The organism is Pedobacter sp. GW460-11-11-14-TSB4 (assembly GCF_059423705.1).
In genome coordinates this window covers 1-15,677 of record NZ_JBWKYI010000008.1, presented here as the reverse complement: position 1 = coordinate 15,677, position 15,677 = coordinate 1, and the positions used below count along the sequence as shown (strand labels likewise).

General features: G+C 40.9%; 13 protein-coding genes. 3 read left to right on the top strand and 10 right to left on the bottom strand.

The features are described from left to right. Nucleotides 1-66 precede the first annotated feature (66 nt). From AC07YT_RS10090 to AC07YT_RS10080, 3 genes are all read left to right on the top strand, one after another. Complete coding sequence (locus AC07YT_RS10090) at nt 67-3,426, top strand: TonB-dependent receptor (RefSeq protein WP_086546839.1); 3,360 nt, start codon at nt 67-69, stop codon at nt 3,424-3,426. A 101-nt stretch (nt 3,427-3,527) separates the two neighbouring features. Beyond that, the gene (locus tag AC07YT_RS10085) at nt 3,528-5,183 is read left to right on the top strand and encodes a RagB/SusD family nutrient uptake outer membrane protein (RefSeq protein WP_086546840.1); all 1,656 of its coding nucleotides are present in this window, start codon (nt 3,528-3,530) and stop codon (nt 5,181-5,183) included. Nucleotides 5,184-5,283: 100 nt separating this feature from the next. Then, entirely contained in the window at nt 5,284-6,780 is a 1,497-nt protein-coding gene (locus tag AC07YT_RS10080) for a sulfatase family protein (RefSeq protein ID WP_086546841.1), read from the top strand. A 264-nt stretch (nt 6,781-7,044) separates the two neighbouring features. Here the strand turns inward: AC07YT_RS10080 and AC07YT_RS10075 are convergent, their stop codons facing one another. From AC07YT_RS10075 to AC07YT_RS10030, 10 genes are all read right to left on the bottom strand, one after another. After that, the gene (locus AC07YT_RS10075) at nt 7,045-7,890 is read right to left on the bottom strand and encodes a M57 family metalloprotease (RefSeq protein WP_086546842.1); all 846 of its coding nucleotides are present in this window, start codon (nt 7,888-7,890) and stop codon (nt 7,045-7,047) included. 409 nt (nt 7,891-8,299) lie between these two features. After that, nucleotides 8,300-8,611, bottom strand: a complete 312-nt coding sequence (locus AC07YT_RS10070) for a hypothetical protein (protein ID WP_145954252.1) — start codon at nt 8,609-8,611, stop codon at nt 8,300-8,302. Nucleotides 8,612-8,619: 8 nt separating this feature from the next. Then, a complete protein-coding gene (locus AC07YT_RS10065) occupies nt 8,620-8,904 on the bottom strand; it encodes a helix-turn-helix domain-containing protein (protein ID WP_086546844.1) in 285 nt (94 codons plus the stop codon). 89 nt (nt 8,905-8,993) lie between these two features. After that, nucleotides 8,994-9,791: a hypothetical protein gene (locus AC07YT_RS10060; RefSeq protein WP_086546845.1), complete on the bottom strand. Its 798-nt coding sequence runs from the start codon at nt 9,789-9,791 to the stop codon at nt 8,994-8,996. Between the two features lie 54 nt (nt 9,792-9,845). Further along, nucleotides 9,846-10,652: a DUF4099 domain-containing protein gene (locus AC07YT_RS10055; RefSeq protein WP_086546846.1), complete on the bottom strand. Its 807-nt coding sequence runs from the start codon at nt 10,650-10,652 to the stop codon at nt 9,846-9,848. A 62-nt stretch (nt 10,653-10,714) separates the two neighbouring features. Beyond that, nucleotides 10,715-11,194 carry a M23 family metallopeptidase gene (locus tag AC07YT_RS10050; RefSeq protein WP_494945300.1) on the bottom strand — a complete coding sequence of 160 codons (480 nt, stop codon included), beginning with the start codon at nt 11,192-11,194 and terminating at the stop codon, nt 10,715-10,717. A 10-nt stretch (nt 11,195-11,204) separates the two neighbouring features. Next, on the bottom strand, nt 11,205-13,163 hold the full coding sequence (locus AC07YT_RS10045; RefSeq protein ID WP_086546848.1) for a type IV secretion system DNA-binding domain-containing protein: 1,959 nt from the start codon (nt 13,161-13,163) through the stop codon (nt 11,205-11,207). A 3-nt stretch (nt 13,164-13,166) separates the two neighbouring features. Further along, complete coding sequence (traN, locus tag AC07YT_RS10040) at nt 13,167-14,012, bottom strand: conjugative transposon protein TraN (protein WP_086546849.1); 846 nt, start codon at nt 14,010-14,012, stop codon at nt 13,167-13,169. 12 nt (nt 14,013-14,024) lie between these two features. Continuing rightward, complete coding sequence (traM, locus tag AC07YT_RS10035) at nt 14,025-15,215, bottom strand: conjugative transposon protein TraM (RefSeq protein ID WP_086546850.1); 1,191 nt, start codon at nt 15,213-15,215, stop codon at nt 14,025-14,027. A 10-nt stretch (nt 15,216-15,225) separates the two neighbouring features. Next, nucleotides 15,226-15,510 carry a hypothetical protein gene (locus AC07YT_RS10030; protein WP_086546851.1) on the bottom strand — a complete coding sequence of 95 codons (285 nt, stop codon included), beginning with the start codon at nt 15,508-15,510 and terminating at the stop codon, nt 15,226-15,228. Nucleotides 15,511-15,677: the final 167 nt, after the last annotated feature.

The following is a 15,677-nucleotide window of genomic DNA, read 5'->3' as shown; positions in this document are numbered from 1 at the left end:
TCTAATCAAGGATTAGAAACGCCAATCTTAAGAAAATCAAGAATTTCAACTCAAACCACTAAGTTAATGAAAATATATTTTTTGTTGGCCAAAATCAAGTATTGGCTAAACTTTATTCCACTCTATATGAAATTGAGTACACTTTTATTATTTATTGTAATCATGCACACCAATGCAAAAAGTGTTGGGCAACAGATTACAGTAAACGCAAAAAACCAACCACTGCAACAATTGTTCAAGGTTATTGAAAAGCAAAGTGCTTACGTGTTTTTCTATAGTCCTACAGATATAAAAGAGACAAGATCTACAGTATCTGCAGTCAACCAAAACATTGAGGCAATCATGGAGCAATGCTTGAAAAACTCTTCCCTGATTTATAAAGTGGTGGGCAAAAACATTATCATCTCTAAAAAGGATGAGGTATTAAGCCCTGTGGCCGACATTGTTATCAGAGGAAAGGTAACCGATACTACCGGCCAAGCCCTTCCCGACGTAAGTGTACTGGTAAAGGGAACTACCCAGGGTACGAGAACAGACAAAAACGGAAATTTTATGTTAACCTTAAAAGATAGCAAATCTACGCTTATTATATCGTTGATTGGCTATTCAAGTAAGGAAATCAATGTAAGCTCAAGTGGTGTTTTAGATATCGTACTTAAAGAAGCAGCAAATCAGTTACAAAATGTAGTTGTGGTAGGTTATGGTAGCCAGAAGAAAGAAAATTTAATCGGTTCAGTGGCCCAGGTAAGTGCCAAAGATATCAATAACAGAACAGCTCCATCTCTTTCCAATGCCTTAACTGGCCAACTACCAGGGGTAACACTAATTCAAAGGAGCGGTCAGCCTGGTTCAGATGGGGCCAATATCCAGGTGAGAGGATTAGGATCATTTGGCGCCAGTGCAGTTCCGTTTATTTTGGTTGACGGTATTCCGGTAAATTCTTTTAATGATATCAATCCCAATGAAGTAAGCAGTATATCGGTATTAAAAGATGCCTCCACTGCCGCAATCTACGGATCAAGGGCTGCCAATGGTGTTATTTTAGTCACGACCAAAACAGGACAGGGAGCAGATGGAAAACTGGCAATCAATTACAATGGTTATGCAGGTTTCCAAAAACCTACGGCCTATCCAAATTTCGTGAATTCCACAGATTATGCCCGACTAATAAACGAGGCTCAGCCAGGTACTTACTCTGCAGCAGAAATTCAAAAATTTACTGATGGAAGCGACCCGAATAATTATCCGAATTCGAATTGGATTGATATGGTTTTCAAAAAATCGGCATTTCAAACAGGTCACAACCTTAGTTTTGCAAATAACACCAAAAACACGCAATACCTGGTCGCGTTCGGATTATTAGATCAGGATGGAATTGTAGCCAAGAACAATTATAACCGTTATAACCTTCGATTAAATTTAACCAATAAAATATTAGACAACTTAACCTTAACGTCGAGAGTTAGCGCAGCCCAATACAGTGATAACCAGCCTGCCCCACCGGCCAACCTGGATTTTAATGATATGTTAACTGCTATTGGTCAGGCGGTAAGGACCCCTCCCACTTACGTAAACCAACTTACAAATGGCGATTATGGCTTGGGATTTATTGGCAAAGGCACCCCATACACCTATTTGAATAATGAATCATTCTATAAAAACAAACAAACTGACCTGTTAATTAATGAACGTATAGATTATAAAGTTATACCAGAACTCACCCTTTCTGTTATTGGTGCTTACACCCAGTTGAGCGGCACAGAAAAACGCTACCTGTCTACGCAACGGCTTAATTCATTGGTAAATACCGGCCCTGGTAACTTAACTCAAATAAGCACGCTAAACTATTATAAAACATTCCAGCAACTAGCAGAGTTTAAAAAGAATTTTGGAGCACATCAATTGGGTGTTTTAGCCGGGCATACTTTTGAATATAACTATAACAGCCGAAACGCAGCAAGTAGAGGAAATTACTTTACCAATGCCTTAACAGAGCTTAATGCAGGTGATGCAAGTACACAAACCAATAATGGCACTGCAAGTGAGGCGGCATTAGATTCCTATTTTGGGCGTTTAAATTATTCATTTGCGAATAGATACCTGGTAGAAGGTACGATACGGTACGATGGTTCTTCCAGATTTGGACCTAGCAATAAATATGCTACTTACCCTGCGGTGGCAGTGGGATGGCGAATCTCTGAAGAGAAATTCTTGAAGAATAAGCTTTCGTGGCTAAATGAACTGAAATTTAAGGCTTCATACGGTACATTGGGCAACCAGAATATCGGAAATTATCCTTACCAGGAATTATTAGTATCAGGTTTTAATTATTCATTTGGCAATGTTATCTATCCAGGTGCGGCATTAAACAATGTTGTCGACCCTAATATTAAATGGGAATCAACCCGTACAAAAGATATCGGTATTGAAGGTACCTTATTTAAAACACTGAATTTTTCGGCAACTTATTTTGATAGGTACACATATGATATCCTTGTAGTGCCAACGGGCAGTGTGTCGCGAGTGCTGGGCTTTTCGCTTAGCAATGTAAACTCTGGCAGTTTAAGCAATAAAGGTTTTGAATTTACTTTAGATTACCGTAATAAAATTGGTGAACTCAGTTACAATGTGGGCGGTAACTTAAGCATTATCACCAATAAAGTACTTGATTTGGGTGTTGGCAACGTCAATCAGCCAAATGGCCTGATAGGTAATGGAAGTACTATTTTTATAGGTTACCCGCTAAATATATACTATGGTCATGTTGCCGATGGTATATTCGTTAATCCGGCTGATGTGGCCAGCTACCCCACTCAGACAGCAATTAACCCTACGGTGCAGCCAGGAGATATTCGGTATAAGGACATTAGCGGCCCCAATGGATTACCGGATGGTAAAGTAGACGCTACCTACGATCGTACCTATCTGGGGAGCCAAATTCCCAAATATACTTTCGCACTCAATATAGGGCTTAATTATAAAAATTTTGACCTACAAATCAACGGACAGGGTGTAGCTAAAGTTAAAGGGCAATTAAACGGATATGCTGGTTTTGCCTTCTTTGGAAACGGCAGCATTCAACAATACATGGCTGATGATCACTGGACAACCAGTAACCCTAACCCTAATGCAAAGTATCCAAGGCTACAGGTGATACCTAATGCGGGTACACCAAACACACTAGCTTCTTCCTTTTACTTGTTAGATGCAAGTTATTTTAAAATTAGAAATATCCAACTGGGTTACACATTGCCAGCAACATTGTTCAAAAACACCCTTATAAAAAGTTTAAGGATCAATGCCAGTGCACAAAATGCCATCTCATTTCATAAATACCCTAAAGGCTGGGATCCTGAAATTAACAGTGGCGGTGCTTATTATCCGATTATGGCTAATTACACTTTTGGACTAAACGCGAATTTTTAACCTTACACTCCTCGATAAATGAAGACTCAATGGCTTTTAACTAATACCATAAACGGAAAAGTAAATCATAGAGGCATCATCAAGGACAAAAAAATAAACAGATGAAAAAATATATTTATTCATTGAGCATCGTCATCTTATTAACTGGCTCAATATCGTGCCGCAAACAACTCGATACCACACCATTAGATAGTTTTGCTAACGAAACCTTCTGGACCACTCCGCAAAACGTGCTCATAGCACTTACAGGCGTTTATAGAGGAAACATACAAATGCTAACCATTCCCGCAACAGATGTTGAGTTTAACCCCACAGACTGGTGGTCCTACAACGGACTCTTGTTTACTGAGTTTGCTACCGATAATGTATATGATAGAAGAGGTGATAATTCAGCTTATAATACACTCACTAATGGTGCACTAACCAATTCAAATGCAAATTTGAGCCAGGTTTGGAATTTTAGCTACGGTAAAATTGCGAGATGCAATTATTTTCTAGAAAACATCAGTAAAGCAACTTCCTTAGATGCTAAGTTACTTAAACGTTATATGGCAGAAGTCAGGTTTATTAGGGCTTGCCAGTATTTTTATCTTTCCCAACATTTCGGATCGGTACCATTGGTAACTAAAGTGCTTACCAAAGAGGAAGCCAATACCGTAAAAAAGGCATCGGTGCTAGAGGTACAAAATTATGTAGAAAGTGAGTTAAAAACAGTTATCCCGGATTTACCTAAATATGGCGCAATACCAGCCTCTGAGAAAGGAAGAGCAAGTGCGCAGGTTGCAATGGCTTTTTTAGGCCGTTTGTACATGGCAGAACAAAAATGGGCTGATGGCGCCGCAGTTTATAAACAGATTATCGATTATAACGAAAATATCATCGATCCCAAATTTAGCAGCCTGTTTGATGGCACCAACGAGAGCAGTAAGGAAATCATCTTTGCTACACAATATCAGCAAGACCTGGGACCAAATTCCATGCTCTTGCATATGTATCCGGCAGCTTTAGGTGGTTATCATTTATCTAATCCCTTGGGTAACCTGGCAGAATCTTACGAATTTAATGATGGCACACCTTTTTCTTTTACAGATCCACGTTACAATCCTGCCGACTTAGGGCAAAATCGCGATCCAAGGTTAAAGTATACGTTGCTTTATAATGGCCAGTTGTTCAAAAATATAATTTATGACTGCCATCCCGACCATACCTCTTCACCAGATCAACTTACAACAAGTAAACAGGCTACCCGTACGGGCTTTGCACCACGCAAATTCCTTGCTGAAACCTTTGGCGGCAGTAATTTAGCAAATAGTGGTATCGATCTCCCTATAATTAGATATGCAGAGGTATTATTGAGTTACTTAGAATGTCAGCTAGAGGCTGGCTCAGCTATCGATCAAACATTACTAGATGCAACCATTAATAAAGTAAGGGGCAGAGCCGACGTAAGCATGCCTAAAGTAACTGAAACCAATCCTGCCAATTTAAGAACCATTTTAAGAAGAGAAAGAAGGAATGAACTTGCCCTTGAAGGTATTAGGCTGTGGGATTTGTTAAGATGGAAAATAGCTGGAACGGTTTTGAAAGGAAACTTTTACGGTGCAGCCTATCCTGGGGCAACGAATTTAAGGAAAAACGGAACAACTGTTGACCCTTACAGCAGGTGGTTTGTAACAAGTAAAAACTTTAGGACTGGTCAGGATGAACTATGGCCAATTCCACTATCAGAAGTAAGTATTAACCCAAATCTTAAATAGTATCATTATTTATAGAGCGTGTTCTAAATGCAATATTATTTAGGTCTGTACCTGACTGAATTAAAAACTTCATTTAGACATGCTCATTTACATCATCAATATGAATAAATTTATTGCTACAATCTTTTTTGTACTATCCGGCTTTGCCCTTTATGCACAAAACAAACCTAACGTAATTATCATTTGCGCGGATGACCTGGGTTATGGAGACTTAAGCTGTTATGGCGCAACCAAAATCCATACGCCTAATTTAGATGCACTGGCTAAAAACGGATTACGTTTTACCAATGCGCATGCTACAGCATCAACCTGCACGCCATCTCGTTTTTCACTAATGACAGGCCAATATGCCTGGCGTAAATCCGGAACCGGGATCTTGCCCGGCGACGCTGCCTTAATTGTACCTACTGATGGTACCGCTTTGCCTGCGATATTTAAAAAAGCGGGTTACACTACAGGCCTTGTTGGCAAATGGCACCTGGGTTTAGGCAATCAGGTAGAAAAAGACTGGAATAAGGAAATTGCTCCCGGACCAAGGGAAGTAGGATTTGACTATTCATTTATTTTCCCCGCAACAGCAGATCGTGTGCCTACAGTTTTCTTAGAGAACCAAAAGGTAGTTGGGTTAGATCCTAACGATCCGATAACGGTAAGTTATGGTAAAATGATTGGAAATGACCCTATAGGCAAAGAACATCCCGAATTACTGAAGATGTTTCCATCCCCGAACCAGGGTCATAACCAAACCATTGTAAATAACATTGGTAGGATCGGTTATATGACAGGTGGTAAACTAGCCCGTTGGACAGACGAGGAAGTGCCATTAACTTTCTTGGCAAAAGCACAAGAATTTGTCGAAAAACACCAGACTCAGCCTTTTTTATTGTATTATGCTTTAACAGAGCCACACGCGCCCAGAATGCCGGCAACGATGAACAAAGGTAAAAGTGATTTAGGTTACCGGGGAGATGTGATCTTGCAATTAGACTGGGCTGTGGGAGAATTGATGAAACGTTTAAAATCTTTGAAATTGGATAAAAATACCATCGTCATTTTTACCAGCGATAATGGCCCTGTACTTAATGACGGGTACCTCGATAAAGATGTAGAACAGCTAAATGGCCATACACCAGCTGGGGTATTAAGAGGAGGAAAATATAGTATTTTAGAAGGAGGCAACAGAGAGCCTTTTATCGTTTCCTGGCCTAAAGAAATCAAACCTGGAGTAAGTGATGCCATGATTTCGCAGGTTGATCTGGTTAAATCATTTGCCAGTTATTTTAATATCCCTGCTGAACCAATGGATAGTCAAAATATGTGGCAAGCATTGATTGGCAAAAATAAGGTAGGCCGTTCAGTTTTGATCGAACAAAGTAACCAACTGGCCATTATACAGGATAACTGGAAATACATCAGACCTTCGAAGGGTAAAGCATATTATGCAGACACCCATACAGATAGTGGCAATCTTCCCACTGCACAGCTTTACAACCTATCTAACGATTTAGGAGAAAAAACCAATCTTGCGGATAAATATCCCGATAAAGTTTTAGCACTGGAAAATTTATTAAAAAAGGAAGAGACCAGAGTTAGATAATCCGCTGTAAAGAAAAGGATAGTCGTTAAGTTCTTTTTGAAAAGAAAGGTTCAAGTGATTTAGTATGATGTAATTCTTATTAAACCACCTTTGTAACTGACAATATTTGCGGCTACCCGTTCAAGTTTAGGATATCTATTTCAATATGCCTGCTCAAAAATAGTTAACAATACTTTGAGCAGGTATATATAATTTCGATCTCAAAAAAAAAGCGCCCCACTGTTGTGGGAACACTTTCTTTTTTAAACAAAGCCTAGTATACATTTATTTGTATAAATAATTGAGTGCAATAACATCATTAGCATTAAAGGTTCCGGACCCACTGCCAGCACACGCCAGCATGAATGATCCGGCATCAGCTGCAGATGGCGTTCCCGGTATCCTGATGGCTCCGACACCCGCTTGTCCTTCATTGTTCGTCCTTGCATCATAAGGGCAACTGAAATCACGGTTGAAATAATCTGTATGGCGGAAACCGATGCAATGTCCCACTTCATGTTGGATTACAGATGTTATGAATGCTGTACTTCTGCTTCCGTAAGCATCAGGATGTGTGTTCATTTGGATCTGACTGCCTGGCTGTCCTGACGCATTAGGAAAACTGCCAATGCCTAGCGTTACCAGCCCATTTTCGTCAGCTGGTTCAGAAAATCCGAAGAGGTCAATATTTCCTTTCGTACCTGCTGCTGCGCGCTGAAACCTTAAGCGAAGTCCCAAGGAATTATATCTGGAAATCATCGTATTGGCCGCATCACTGAACTTTTGTGGCAGATTGGTCAAAGAAATGGTAACTACACGGGGTAGGCCCTTAACTATGTTTGTAGTCCTATACTGTTCAGTTTCCGCAATATTCAAACTTGTACCGGCAGAAAGCCCCGTTAGATTTTCATCAGTCAACAGCAGATCACCCTCGACAATATAACCACTAGCGGTCTTTTTGACACCATTTGTGCTAAAGCCCAAAGCTTTTATCTGGGCCAGTTTTTCAGCACTTACAGGATCCTTGTCAGGTGCCTCAGTAATCTTTTCTGTATTGTTTTCTTTACAAGAATAAAAACATACAACTACAACTAGTAGTGCCGTCTGAATTAAAAATTTCATTTTTTTCATTTTGTAGATAAGTTAGTTAATGGATAATTTTATACTAGGCTTTAGGTTAAACTCAACTATATAATATACCAAGTCAATATTTTGACACTGGTTTTAAACTGATGGAACAGACAGTAATAGCTTGCGGGATACCTGGAATTCAGGAACCGTTCGGTCATAAGTATTATAATAAAGAAATGGTGGAAGAGCCTTTTGGCGTGTTTGACTACATAGAATTTTCCCACAGTTAATCTAATTAATTTGACAATATACGTGTGGGATGTATACAAATATATGTAGGAATAAATTACATCACCGACGTTGATTATTGTTTTTTACACCAAAAGAGATACTACCATGCACAGATAACATATATCCCAACATTTAACACAAAACTTTACACGAAACCTGGGTAAAAGATATAACACCTCTAAACCTTTAAATCTTGCCTTCTTCCCCAAGAAACCATACTCCCAAATTTTGGATGGTATGATGGAGTATATACAATGTATCCAAGATTGACTAATTTTTTAATGCTCTTATGATAGGTGCGCGTTGAAGAGATTTTACTTATTTCCATCAATCCACTACGCGAAACCTGAAAAATCTCCCTGTACTCCGCCTGAGAATAGTAAATAATTATAGCATATAACAAAGCCATATCAGTAGTGGTAATGCTGGCATCTGAATGAACACACCTTAAAATCAGACTCAGTTTTTTATCTTTGCCGAAACCCATCATTGCTTTACCTATATTTTTTGTTTTTCAGCCCCTACAGTTTTTCGTTCCAGTAAGTCATCCACCAGTTTGGAATCATAGTAATAGATACTCCCAATCTTTGAATACGGAAGTGTTCCATTTAATCTGAGATTTTGTAAAGTCCCTTGCGAAATGCCCAATATTTTTCTCACCTCATGCCCTTTCAAAAACCTTTTTTTGACGGGTTCCCTGATGTTGACGATCTTTTTAATCTCTTCAATCAAAAAAGTTCCGAAGCCAGCCAGATCTTCTTTGGTTAATATTTCTATACCCATAATTCATTTTATTTTCGATAAAAATTTGGGACATACAAAAACAGGGGACTAAAAGTCCCCTGCATAAGCACACCAATGTCCGCATTCGACTATCTACCCCGACCCATTTTCTCTTCCACCTGAGGCTCCGTTTCAACCGAAACTACCCTTTCTCTACTATTGTCATCCTTCACCAAAGGCTCATGACGGTCGATAGCTTTACTATAAACCTGGCTTAAATCTTTATCGTAAAAATCCAGCGTTTTAAACTGCGGATTTGCAGTGACAAAACCGGAAGCCTCCTTTCCATTCTTCATAAATGATACCTCATGAAGGTTACCCCTTTCCAGGCTTTTCAGCAGCTGATCCTTAAAACCGGGTTTTTCCATATTCAGTATTTTGAATTTGTCTATAGTTTCGGCTAAATTAAAACCATATTGCTCCCCATAACTTTTCATCCCATATCCCTTTTCCGGAGTATGTTCCGAGAAATCCAGCTTCATCCATAGATTGGCCTTTTCTCCACTCTTGAGCACCACATCCTTATTTACCGCACGTCCGGAAAGCAGATTGTAACTTTCTTTGGCTGTTACCCCCTTCCCTTTGTTGATATAAAATGTCTGCGAAACCAGGTCGGTTGTATTAGCCTTTTTTACTGTGGCTTGATAGTGATTAAAAAAATACATATCTGTTTCCTTACTTTTAGAAAAGTTAAGCAGATAGGATATTTTATCTCCAAACCCTGGGTCATATCGTTTTGCAGGATCCGGCATCTCACTGGTGGCACTTTGAAGGTTAAAACCTTCGGGACCATGTGCAATTGATTGTTTTAGACTTTCATTTAGAGAATCTCCAAACCCAAGATATTTAAGCGTGTTCTGAAGATATTCAAGATTACTTTCATTCATAACTAAAAAATTAATGGTTAATAACTCAATTGATTATATTTTATTCATGCTGGTCTATCTGGAAACGCCCGATCTGCCATATCCACGCGAATATTCATTGTGGTTCGCATTAGCAGCACCTGGTTCTGCTGCATGCTTGTGGGTAGATTTTTGGGCAGCATCCTGTAGCGCTTTTTGATAGTTACTATTGCGCTCATCAGTCTGCGACAATAATCCGCGATCACCCACCATAGCCTTTAGCCCTGTTAATAGCAGATAGGTCAAACCGCCATCCATCACCAGAGAAACCACGAGCACTAACCTGTTGGAGCGGACTCCTTCAGGCGAGGTACTACTGGCTTGAAAAGTCGTTCCGTCCGGCATCTCAATCTGGCGCCCATTGGCATACCGTTCTTTCTGATAGGGAGTCAGTTGCATTCCGTTGACCATTTCAGGCACACGTAATCTTGAGGTGTCAGTCACAATGAACTCTTTGGTATCCCAATCATATTCAACTATCATTTTTTTGTGTCTGCCATCCTCCGTTGTCTCTTTAATAAGGTTCGCTTTAAGCCCGGTGATCAGATCATCTCCTTCAGTGCTGGAAATAATAGCAGGTACATGGGATTGTTTATACACAGGATGCACCAGCAACTCTGGCTTTCCCGCTGCACTTTTTGCCAATGAAAGCTTAACATGGATTTCCTTAACCTCAATATCGCCATGATTAATATCCTGAAGTTTAACCAGTCCTGTCCGCATACCGCTAATGAGCGCATCAATATCTTTTTTTGGAAGAGTAACCTCTCCGTCCTTAATTAGTCCTAGATCGCGCAAATCTTCCATGGGAAGATCCCGCACATTCAAATTTGAGTACTGCATATAGGTACATTTTAAAATGTTTGAATTAAAATTTGGTGGTTTAAAAACAATGGAAACCTGAATTACCGCGAAAGGTAGTCCAGCAGATCTTCACCCGACCTGGATAGTATATTCAGCAGGAAATAGAGTGGATTTATTGCCAGCCCATTGTACTTAACTGATAAGTGCAAGTGTTCCCCAGTTGTTCTACCGGTAGATCCGGTGAGGCCGAGGGGATATCCTGAGAAGAGTTTCTGCCCACTAATGCAATATACTTTGGACAGGTGCGCATAATATACGGCGTAACGGCCATGCTTTACCACAACATAATTTCCCATTATCGATTGATAGGCAATTTTTACCACCACACCGTCCAGAACTGAACTTACAATCTCATTCTTAGCCCTAATATCGATTCCCCTATGAAAAGAGTTTTTTTCTCCGGTTACCGGATGAAGTCTGTAACCAAAGCCTGAACTCAGATTAAAATGCTGTAGTGGCAGCTGCGCATCAAGATTACTTGTTCTTACAGTATCTTGAAAAAGATAGTAAACGCTGGCCAAACAGGAAACATTACATAAAAGCAGTAACCAAAGACTCAATATCCTGATTGATCTGAAGAAAATTCCTTCTGAGTATCTCTTCTTTATGTCCGCCAAAATCATAAAAATCGGGAAGTTCAACATATTCCTTTTCCTCCTTTTCTATTTCCTTTAAATCAAGACTGACCCGGCAATTGATCGCCGAAGTCTCATATTGCCCGGTAAAGCTGGAACTTGCATCCGCTGCGATCACGCCAACAATCTCTCCGGCCCCTAATGAGGCGATCTTGCCAGCAGGAATGAGCACCTCCAGCTTTTCACTAATCGATTTAGAAACCTTACTACGATCTATAGAGATACTCTCTCCCATCTGTTTGGATTTTCCCAGTATCCGCTCCAGCCAGTCCAGTGTTTCCTTGTTTCGCACAGATCCGGAGAGTACATTCCCCACAACTGAAGTGATTGTGGTCGCCGTGTCCTTACCATATTGCTGCTTAAACTGCGGCAACTCCTGAAGCCCCATCAACACTGCTACTTTGTTCGATCTTGCTGTGGCAATCAGGTTTTCAATACGGTGTACAAATAAGGTAGGTACCTCGTCTAAAATCAATGCAGAAGGAAGATTTCCCTTACTATTGATCAACCTGGTGAGCCTGTTTAGAACCACTGAGTAACATCCGGAATTAATATTCTGCGTATTGGGGTCATTAGCCAGTACCAGAATCCCAGGTGAAGAAGCATCGGATATTTTCAGGTTAAAATCATCCCCGGAAAAAACCCAAAAAGTCTCTTTGGTAGCCATCCGGCTAATAAAAATCTTTAAAGTCCCAATCTGTCCTTCGAGCTGATCAAAAGCCTTAGCCATAAATGCAGAACGAAACGGCGACAATAAAGAGACCAGCTCCGGTTCGGTAAAAAGAACCGTAAAAATCTCCTGATAAGGCCTGTTTAAAAAAGACATCACATGGGGAAGCGAAGAAAATATACCATTATTATACCTGCTCATAAAATAGATGCAGGAAGCTAAAAAGTTAATGGCACTCTGGGTAAAAAAAGCATCACTGCCACTGGCCTTGTCTCCTTTCTTTAGTGCCTCCACTAACGCTTCAGCAGTTTCAGAGGCATCTGCAAGTGTCCTGATATAATCCGCTCTGAATGGATTGATCCGCCTGCTTTTTTCAACCTGATTGAGGTTGATGACATGAAAACCAAAACCCTCCAGTTTTCCCTCAAGCCTGCATTTGCGGAATTGATGATAGGCAATCCTACCCAGGTCAGGGAACTTGAAATCATAAATCAGGGAAGCAAACCCTTTAGCGATGAGCTGCCTGATAAAGGGATTAACAATCGAAAAAGATTTCCCAGATCCCGGAGTTCCGATCACCATGGTAGCCCTGAAGGGATTAACCAAATTAATCCAACCCTTCCTCACCTTTCTTTTATAATAAAAAAGCATCGGAATATTCACCGAATAAGCATGCTCAGTCTTAATGGTCTGTTGCATAAAACTTTCCGCTTCTACATTCCACTTGTCTTTCCCCAATCCTGAACGGATAATTTTGGAGACATTGTCAATGGAAATACTGATCACTATAGCACCTAAAAATGAAAGTATCATGTAAACCAGATCGGTGGCAGAGGTGTACGAAAATAGCAAGACAGATTTCTTCCCATAAAAAAGCATACTTCCGAAATAGCATAACAATCCCAGACATAAGGGGTAGACAATTTTAGTCTTTGGATCCAGGTCCAACTGCTTTTTGGATAAGGTGCCAATGCTGACCAGACAGATCAATAGCAGCACAGCGAGTTTACTATATAAAAGTTCATGGAATATGATTAGCGACTTTACCTTAAGCAGCCCCGCATTAAAGATTCCCCAGAATGGTGCACCAAGGTAGACAAAAACCGATACCTCCGTAGCTATCATAAAATAGATCAGGCATTGCAGGAAACCGTGGAGCTTCTGAATCTCTCTAGTTTCTTCCATTACCTAGTGCCTAATGATTACTTCTTTAGCTTTTAGGATATCGGAGTGATGGATACTAAAAGTGATTGCGCGACCCGAAATCTGCTTTTCGGAGAGTTCCACCTTCAGCACCTTATGATCAGGAAAGGTCAGCCTGCGCAGCACAAATATATTCCGGTAGTGTTGCCCAAAAACAGTGACATCCTGCAGACTGGACAAGGGCACAAGCTCCAAAGACTGCACAGTGGTCGCCTTATGTTGCTTCTGATCTTCCAGGCGAAACCTCAGCCCATCAATTTCGTACGGGACGTGTGTAGTATTTTCAAAACCAAGATCCAACAGCAGGAACTCGCCTACTGAAACGATGCCGTTAAGCGTAGCCCTGATGCCGTATTTCTTTTTCCTTACTTCCGCCTTTACCGGTTGCCGCTCCAGCATTTCCCTTGCAATACTATCCAGTTCAGCACTGGATATCATTGAGCTTTTTGGGTCAATGACCCTCATCTCTCCCATGCGGATATCAATCAATGAAGTAAAAGCCGTTTCCGGCCGTTCCTCAAAAATGATGGAATATTGCTTGATCCTTTTTTCGCCGAGTATAGTAAGCACACCAATGAAAGCCTCTTTTATTTTAGCAGAATCCGGTATTTTTATCCTAAGCAGGTTTTTATCGGGAAGATCCCCAATGAGCCCTTTAGGAATATCCACATAGGTGATCTTCTCCGGAGCGATAAAATGTAAAGTCAATGCCCGCTTAATAAAGATTTTGGGGATCGACTGCCCTGCTCCTACAGTATTGGCTGAAACCTGCGCAAAAAGTGATCCTGCCATAGCCAGCAGCAGGAAAACCGTTAATATTGTATTTTTCATATTATCTTATTTTTATTTCTGGAGATCTCGTGGATCAACCAGAAAAACCTGGTTATTGTATTTTAATTTCGCCCTGTTTTTTCTGACCATATTGGCTATCGCCGATGACGTAGACTGAAAAAGCCTACTGGCAGTACTCATCACAAATTCGTTCTGATCTAAGGCACTACCCATGGTATTAAAACCCTGAACAGAACTTGCTCCCAGTCCCTTGGAAAACTCCCTGAACGCAGACGCAGGAACATATGAACCCGGCAAACCATCCAGGTCATAAAGCAAGAGTTTAACGGGCAGAATCTTTCCTGCGCAGTGTACAGAATTAATCTCCAGTTGCACGCGCTGCTCGGAAAAGCCACTAATTCTGGCATAGAGATAAGTTCCCTTTGTCAGCAGCGATTTCCCGGCATATACTTCCTCAAGCAACCTCAATCTGATCCTGGAACCGGAATATCCGGTGATATCCTCATCAATAATTGCTGTGATTAACTGCTGTTTTTCCCTAACGCTAATGGTATTGAATTCTCCTGAAACTTCTGCAGACCTGGAAATCCGAAGCACATTCTTACCCACCAAAACTCCCTCTTCCGTTCTCTTTTTTTCCTTTTGCTGCGCGATATAACTGGGATCAGCCGCCTTCCCCATACTGTCCATATAGGCCATCTGTTTTTTAAAAAGATCCATCGGATCAGTTTCTTTATTCACCATAACCGCTGCATGGCGCTCTCTTTTCCTGGCCTCCTCGAGACTCGCCAATGCCTGCGCCACAGCCCGATCCTCAGGCTTTAACCCAGTGATCTTATCCGGCTTAATAGCAGCATAGCCAGAATGGGATTTAGCCTCCGAGGGCCTGGACATGTAGGCCTGCTTTTTTATTGATGCTTCAATAGAATCAAGCTTTTGTTTTTCCCGTTCGGAATAGCTACCCGTAATGGTGGCCTCGGGCAATCGGTCTTCGTCTACCGTTTTGATCGCCGAATAACCATCAGCCTCTTTGAAGCTATTTTTGTAAGCTTCGAGTTTATCGGAAAGGCCCTTTTCGCGAACCTGGTCTGAGATTTCGGCCAAGTTTCCGTTCACATCCTTTTCCATCACCACTACCTGACTTTTAGCATGCCACTGCTGATAAGCATAAAAGAAAAGGCATAAAAACGGAATAGCAATCAGCGGAATAATATACCGTGGTTTTTTAAAATCTATTTTCATAATTTACTCATTAACGGAGTCGTTTTAACTCCTCTAGTTTAGCTGCCAGAAAAAGTGTATCTCTATGGTTCAACCGCTGCCTGTCTAGTACAGAATCCAACTGTTTTCTGATTTCGACCGTTTTCCTGAGTTTAACACTAGTGCTACTGATCTTTGATAAGCCATCGTCAATGCCAGCAGGCTGCTTTCCCTTTTCAGCCTTGCCAGCCGGTGGCAAGAGCTTAATTTCCTTTGTATTTCCAGAAGGAAGTATGCCAAAAGAAAACAGCACCGAAAAGATGAGCATCAAGACCATGAGCGCAAAGACCTGTCTGGAATAAGTTTTCAGCAAACGGACCAATCTCCTGCGAAGCAGCGTCAGATAAGGCCTAAACTGTTGATAGAGTGTGTATTTCAGTGAAAGTGACCCCTCTGTTTCGGGCCAAACTGGCCACCAATTTGGTTACCGGATCATGCACATCT

Coding starts and splice junctions, on each gene's coding strand:
- AC07YT_RS10070 (WP_145954252.1), bottom strand. CDS start 8,611: ATGATGGGTTTCGGCAAAGATAAAAAACTGAGTCTGATTTTAAGGTGT.
- AC07YT_RS10055 (WP_086546846.1), bottom strand. CDS start 10,652: ATGCAGTACTCAAATTTGAATGTGCGGGATCTTCCCATGGAAGATTTG.
- AC07YT_RS10085 (WP_086546840.1), top strand. CDS start 3,528: ATGAAAAAATATATTTATTCATTGAGCATCGTCATCTTATTAACTGGC.
- AC07YT_RS10030 (WP_086546851.1), bottom strand. CDS start 15,510: ATGGTCTTGATGCTCATCTTTTCGGTGCTGTTTTCTTTTGGCATACTT.
- AC07YT_RS10075 (WP_086546842.1), bottom strand. CDS start 7,890: ATGAAAAAAATGAAATTTTTAATTCAGACGGCACTACTAGTTGTAGTT.
- traN (WP_086546849.1), bottom strand. CDS start 14,012: ATGAAAAATACAATATTAACGGTTTTCCTGCTGCTGGCTATGGCAGGA.
- AC07YT_RS10045 (WP_086546848.1), bottom strand. CDS start 13,163: ATGGAAGAAACTAGAGAGATTCAGAAGCTCCACGGTTTCCTGCAATGC.
- traM (WP_086546850.1), bottom strand. CDS start 15,215: ATGAAAATAGATTTTAAAAAACCACGGTATATTATTCCGCTGATTGCT.
- AC07YT_RS10090 (WP_086546839.1), top strand. CDS start 67: ATGAAAATATATTTTTTGTTGGCCAAAATCAAGTATTGGCTAAACTTT.
- AC07YT_RS10060 (WP_086546845.1), bottom strand. CDS start 9,791: ATGAATGAAAGTAATCTTGAATATCTTCAGAACACGCTTAAATATCTT.
- AC07YT_RS10080 (WP_086546841.1), top strand. CDS start 5,284: ATGAATAAATTTATTGCTACAATCTTTTTTGTACTATCCGGCTTTGCC.
- AC07YT_RS10065 (WP_086546844.1), bottom strand. CDS start 8,904: ATGGGTATAGAAATATTAACCAAAGAAGATCTGGCTGGCTTCGGAACT.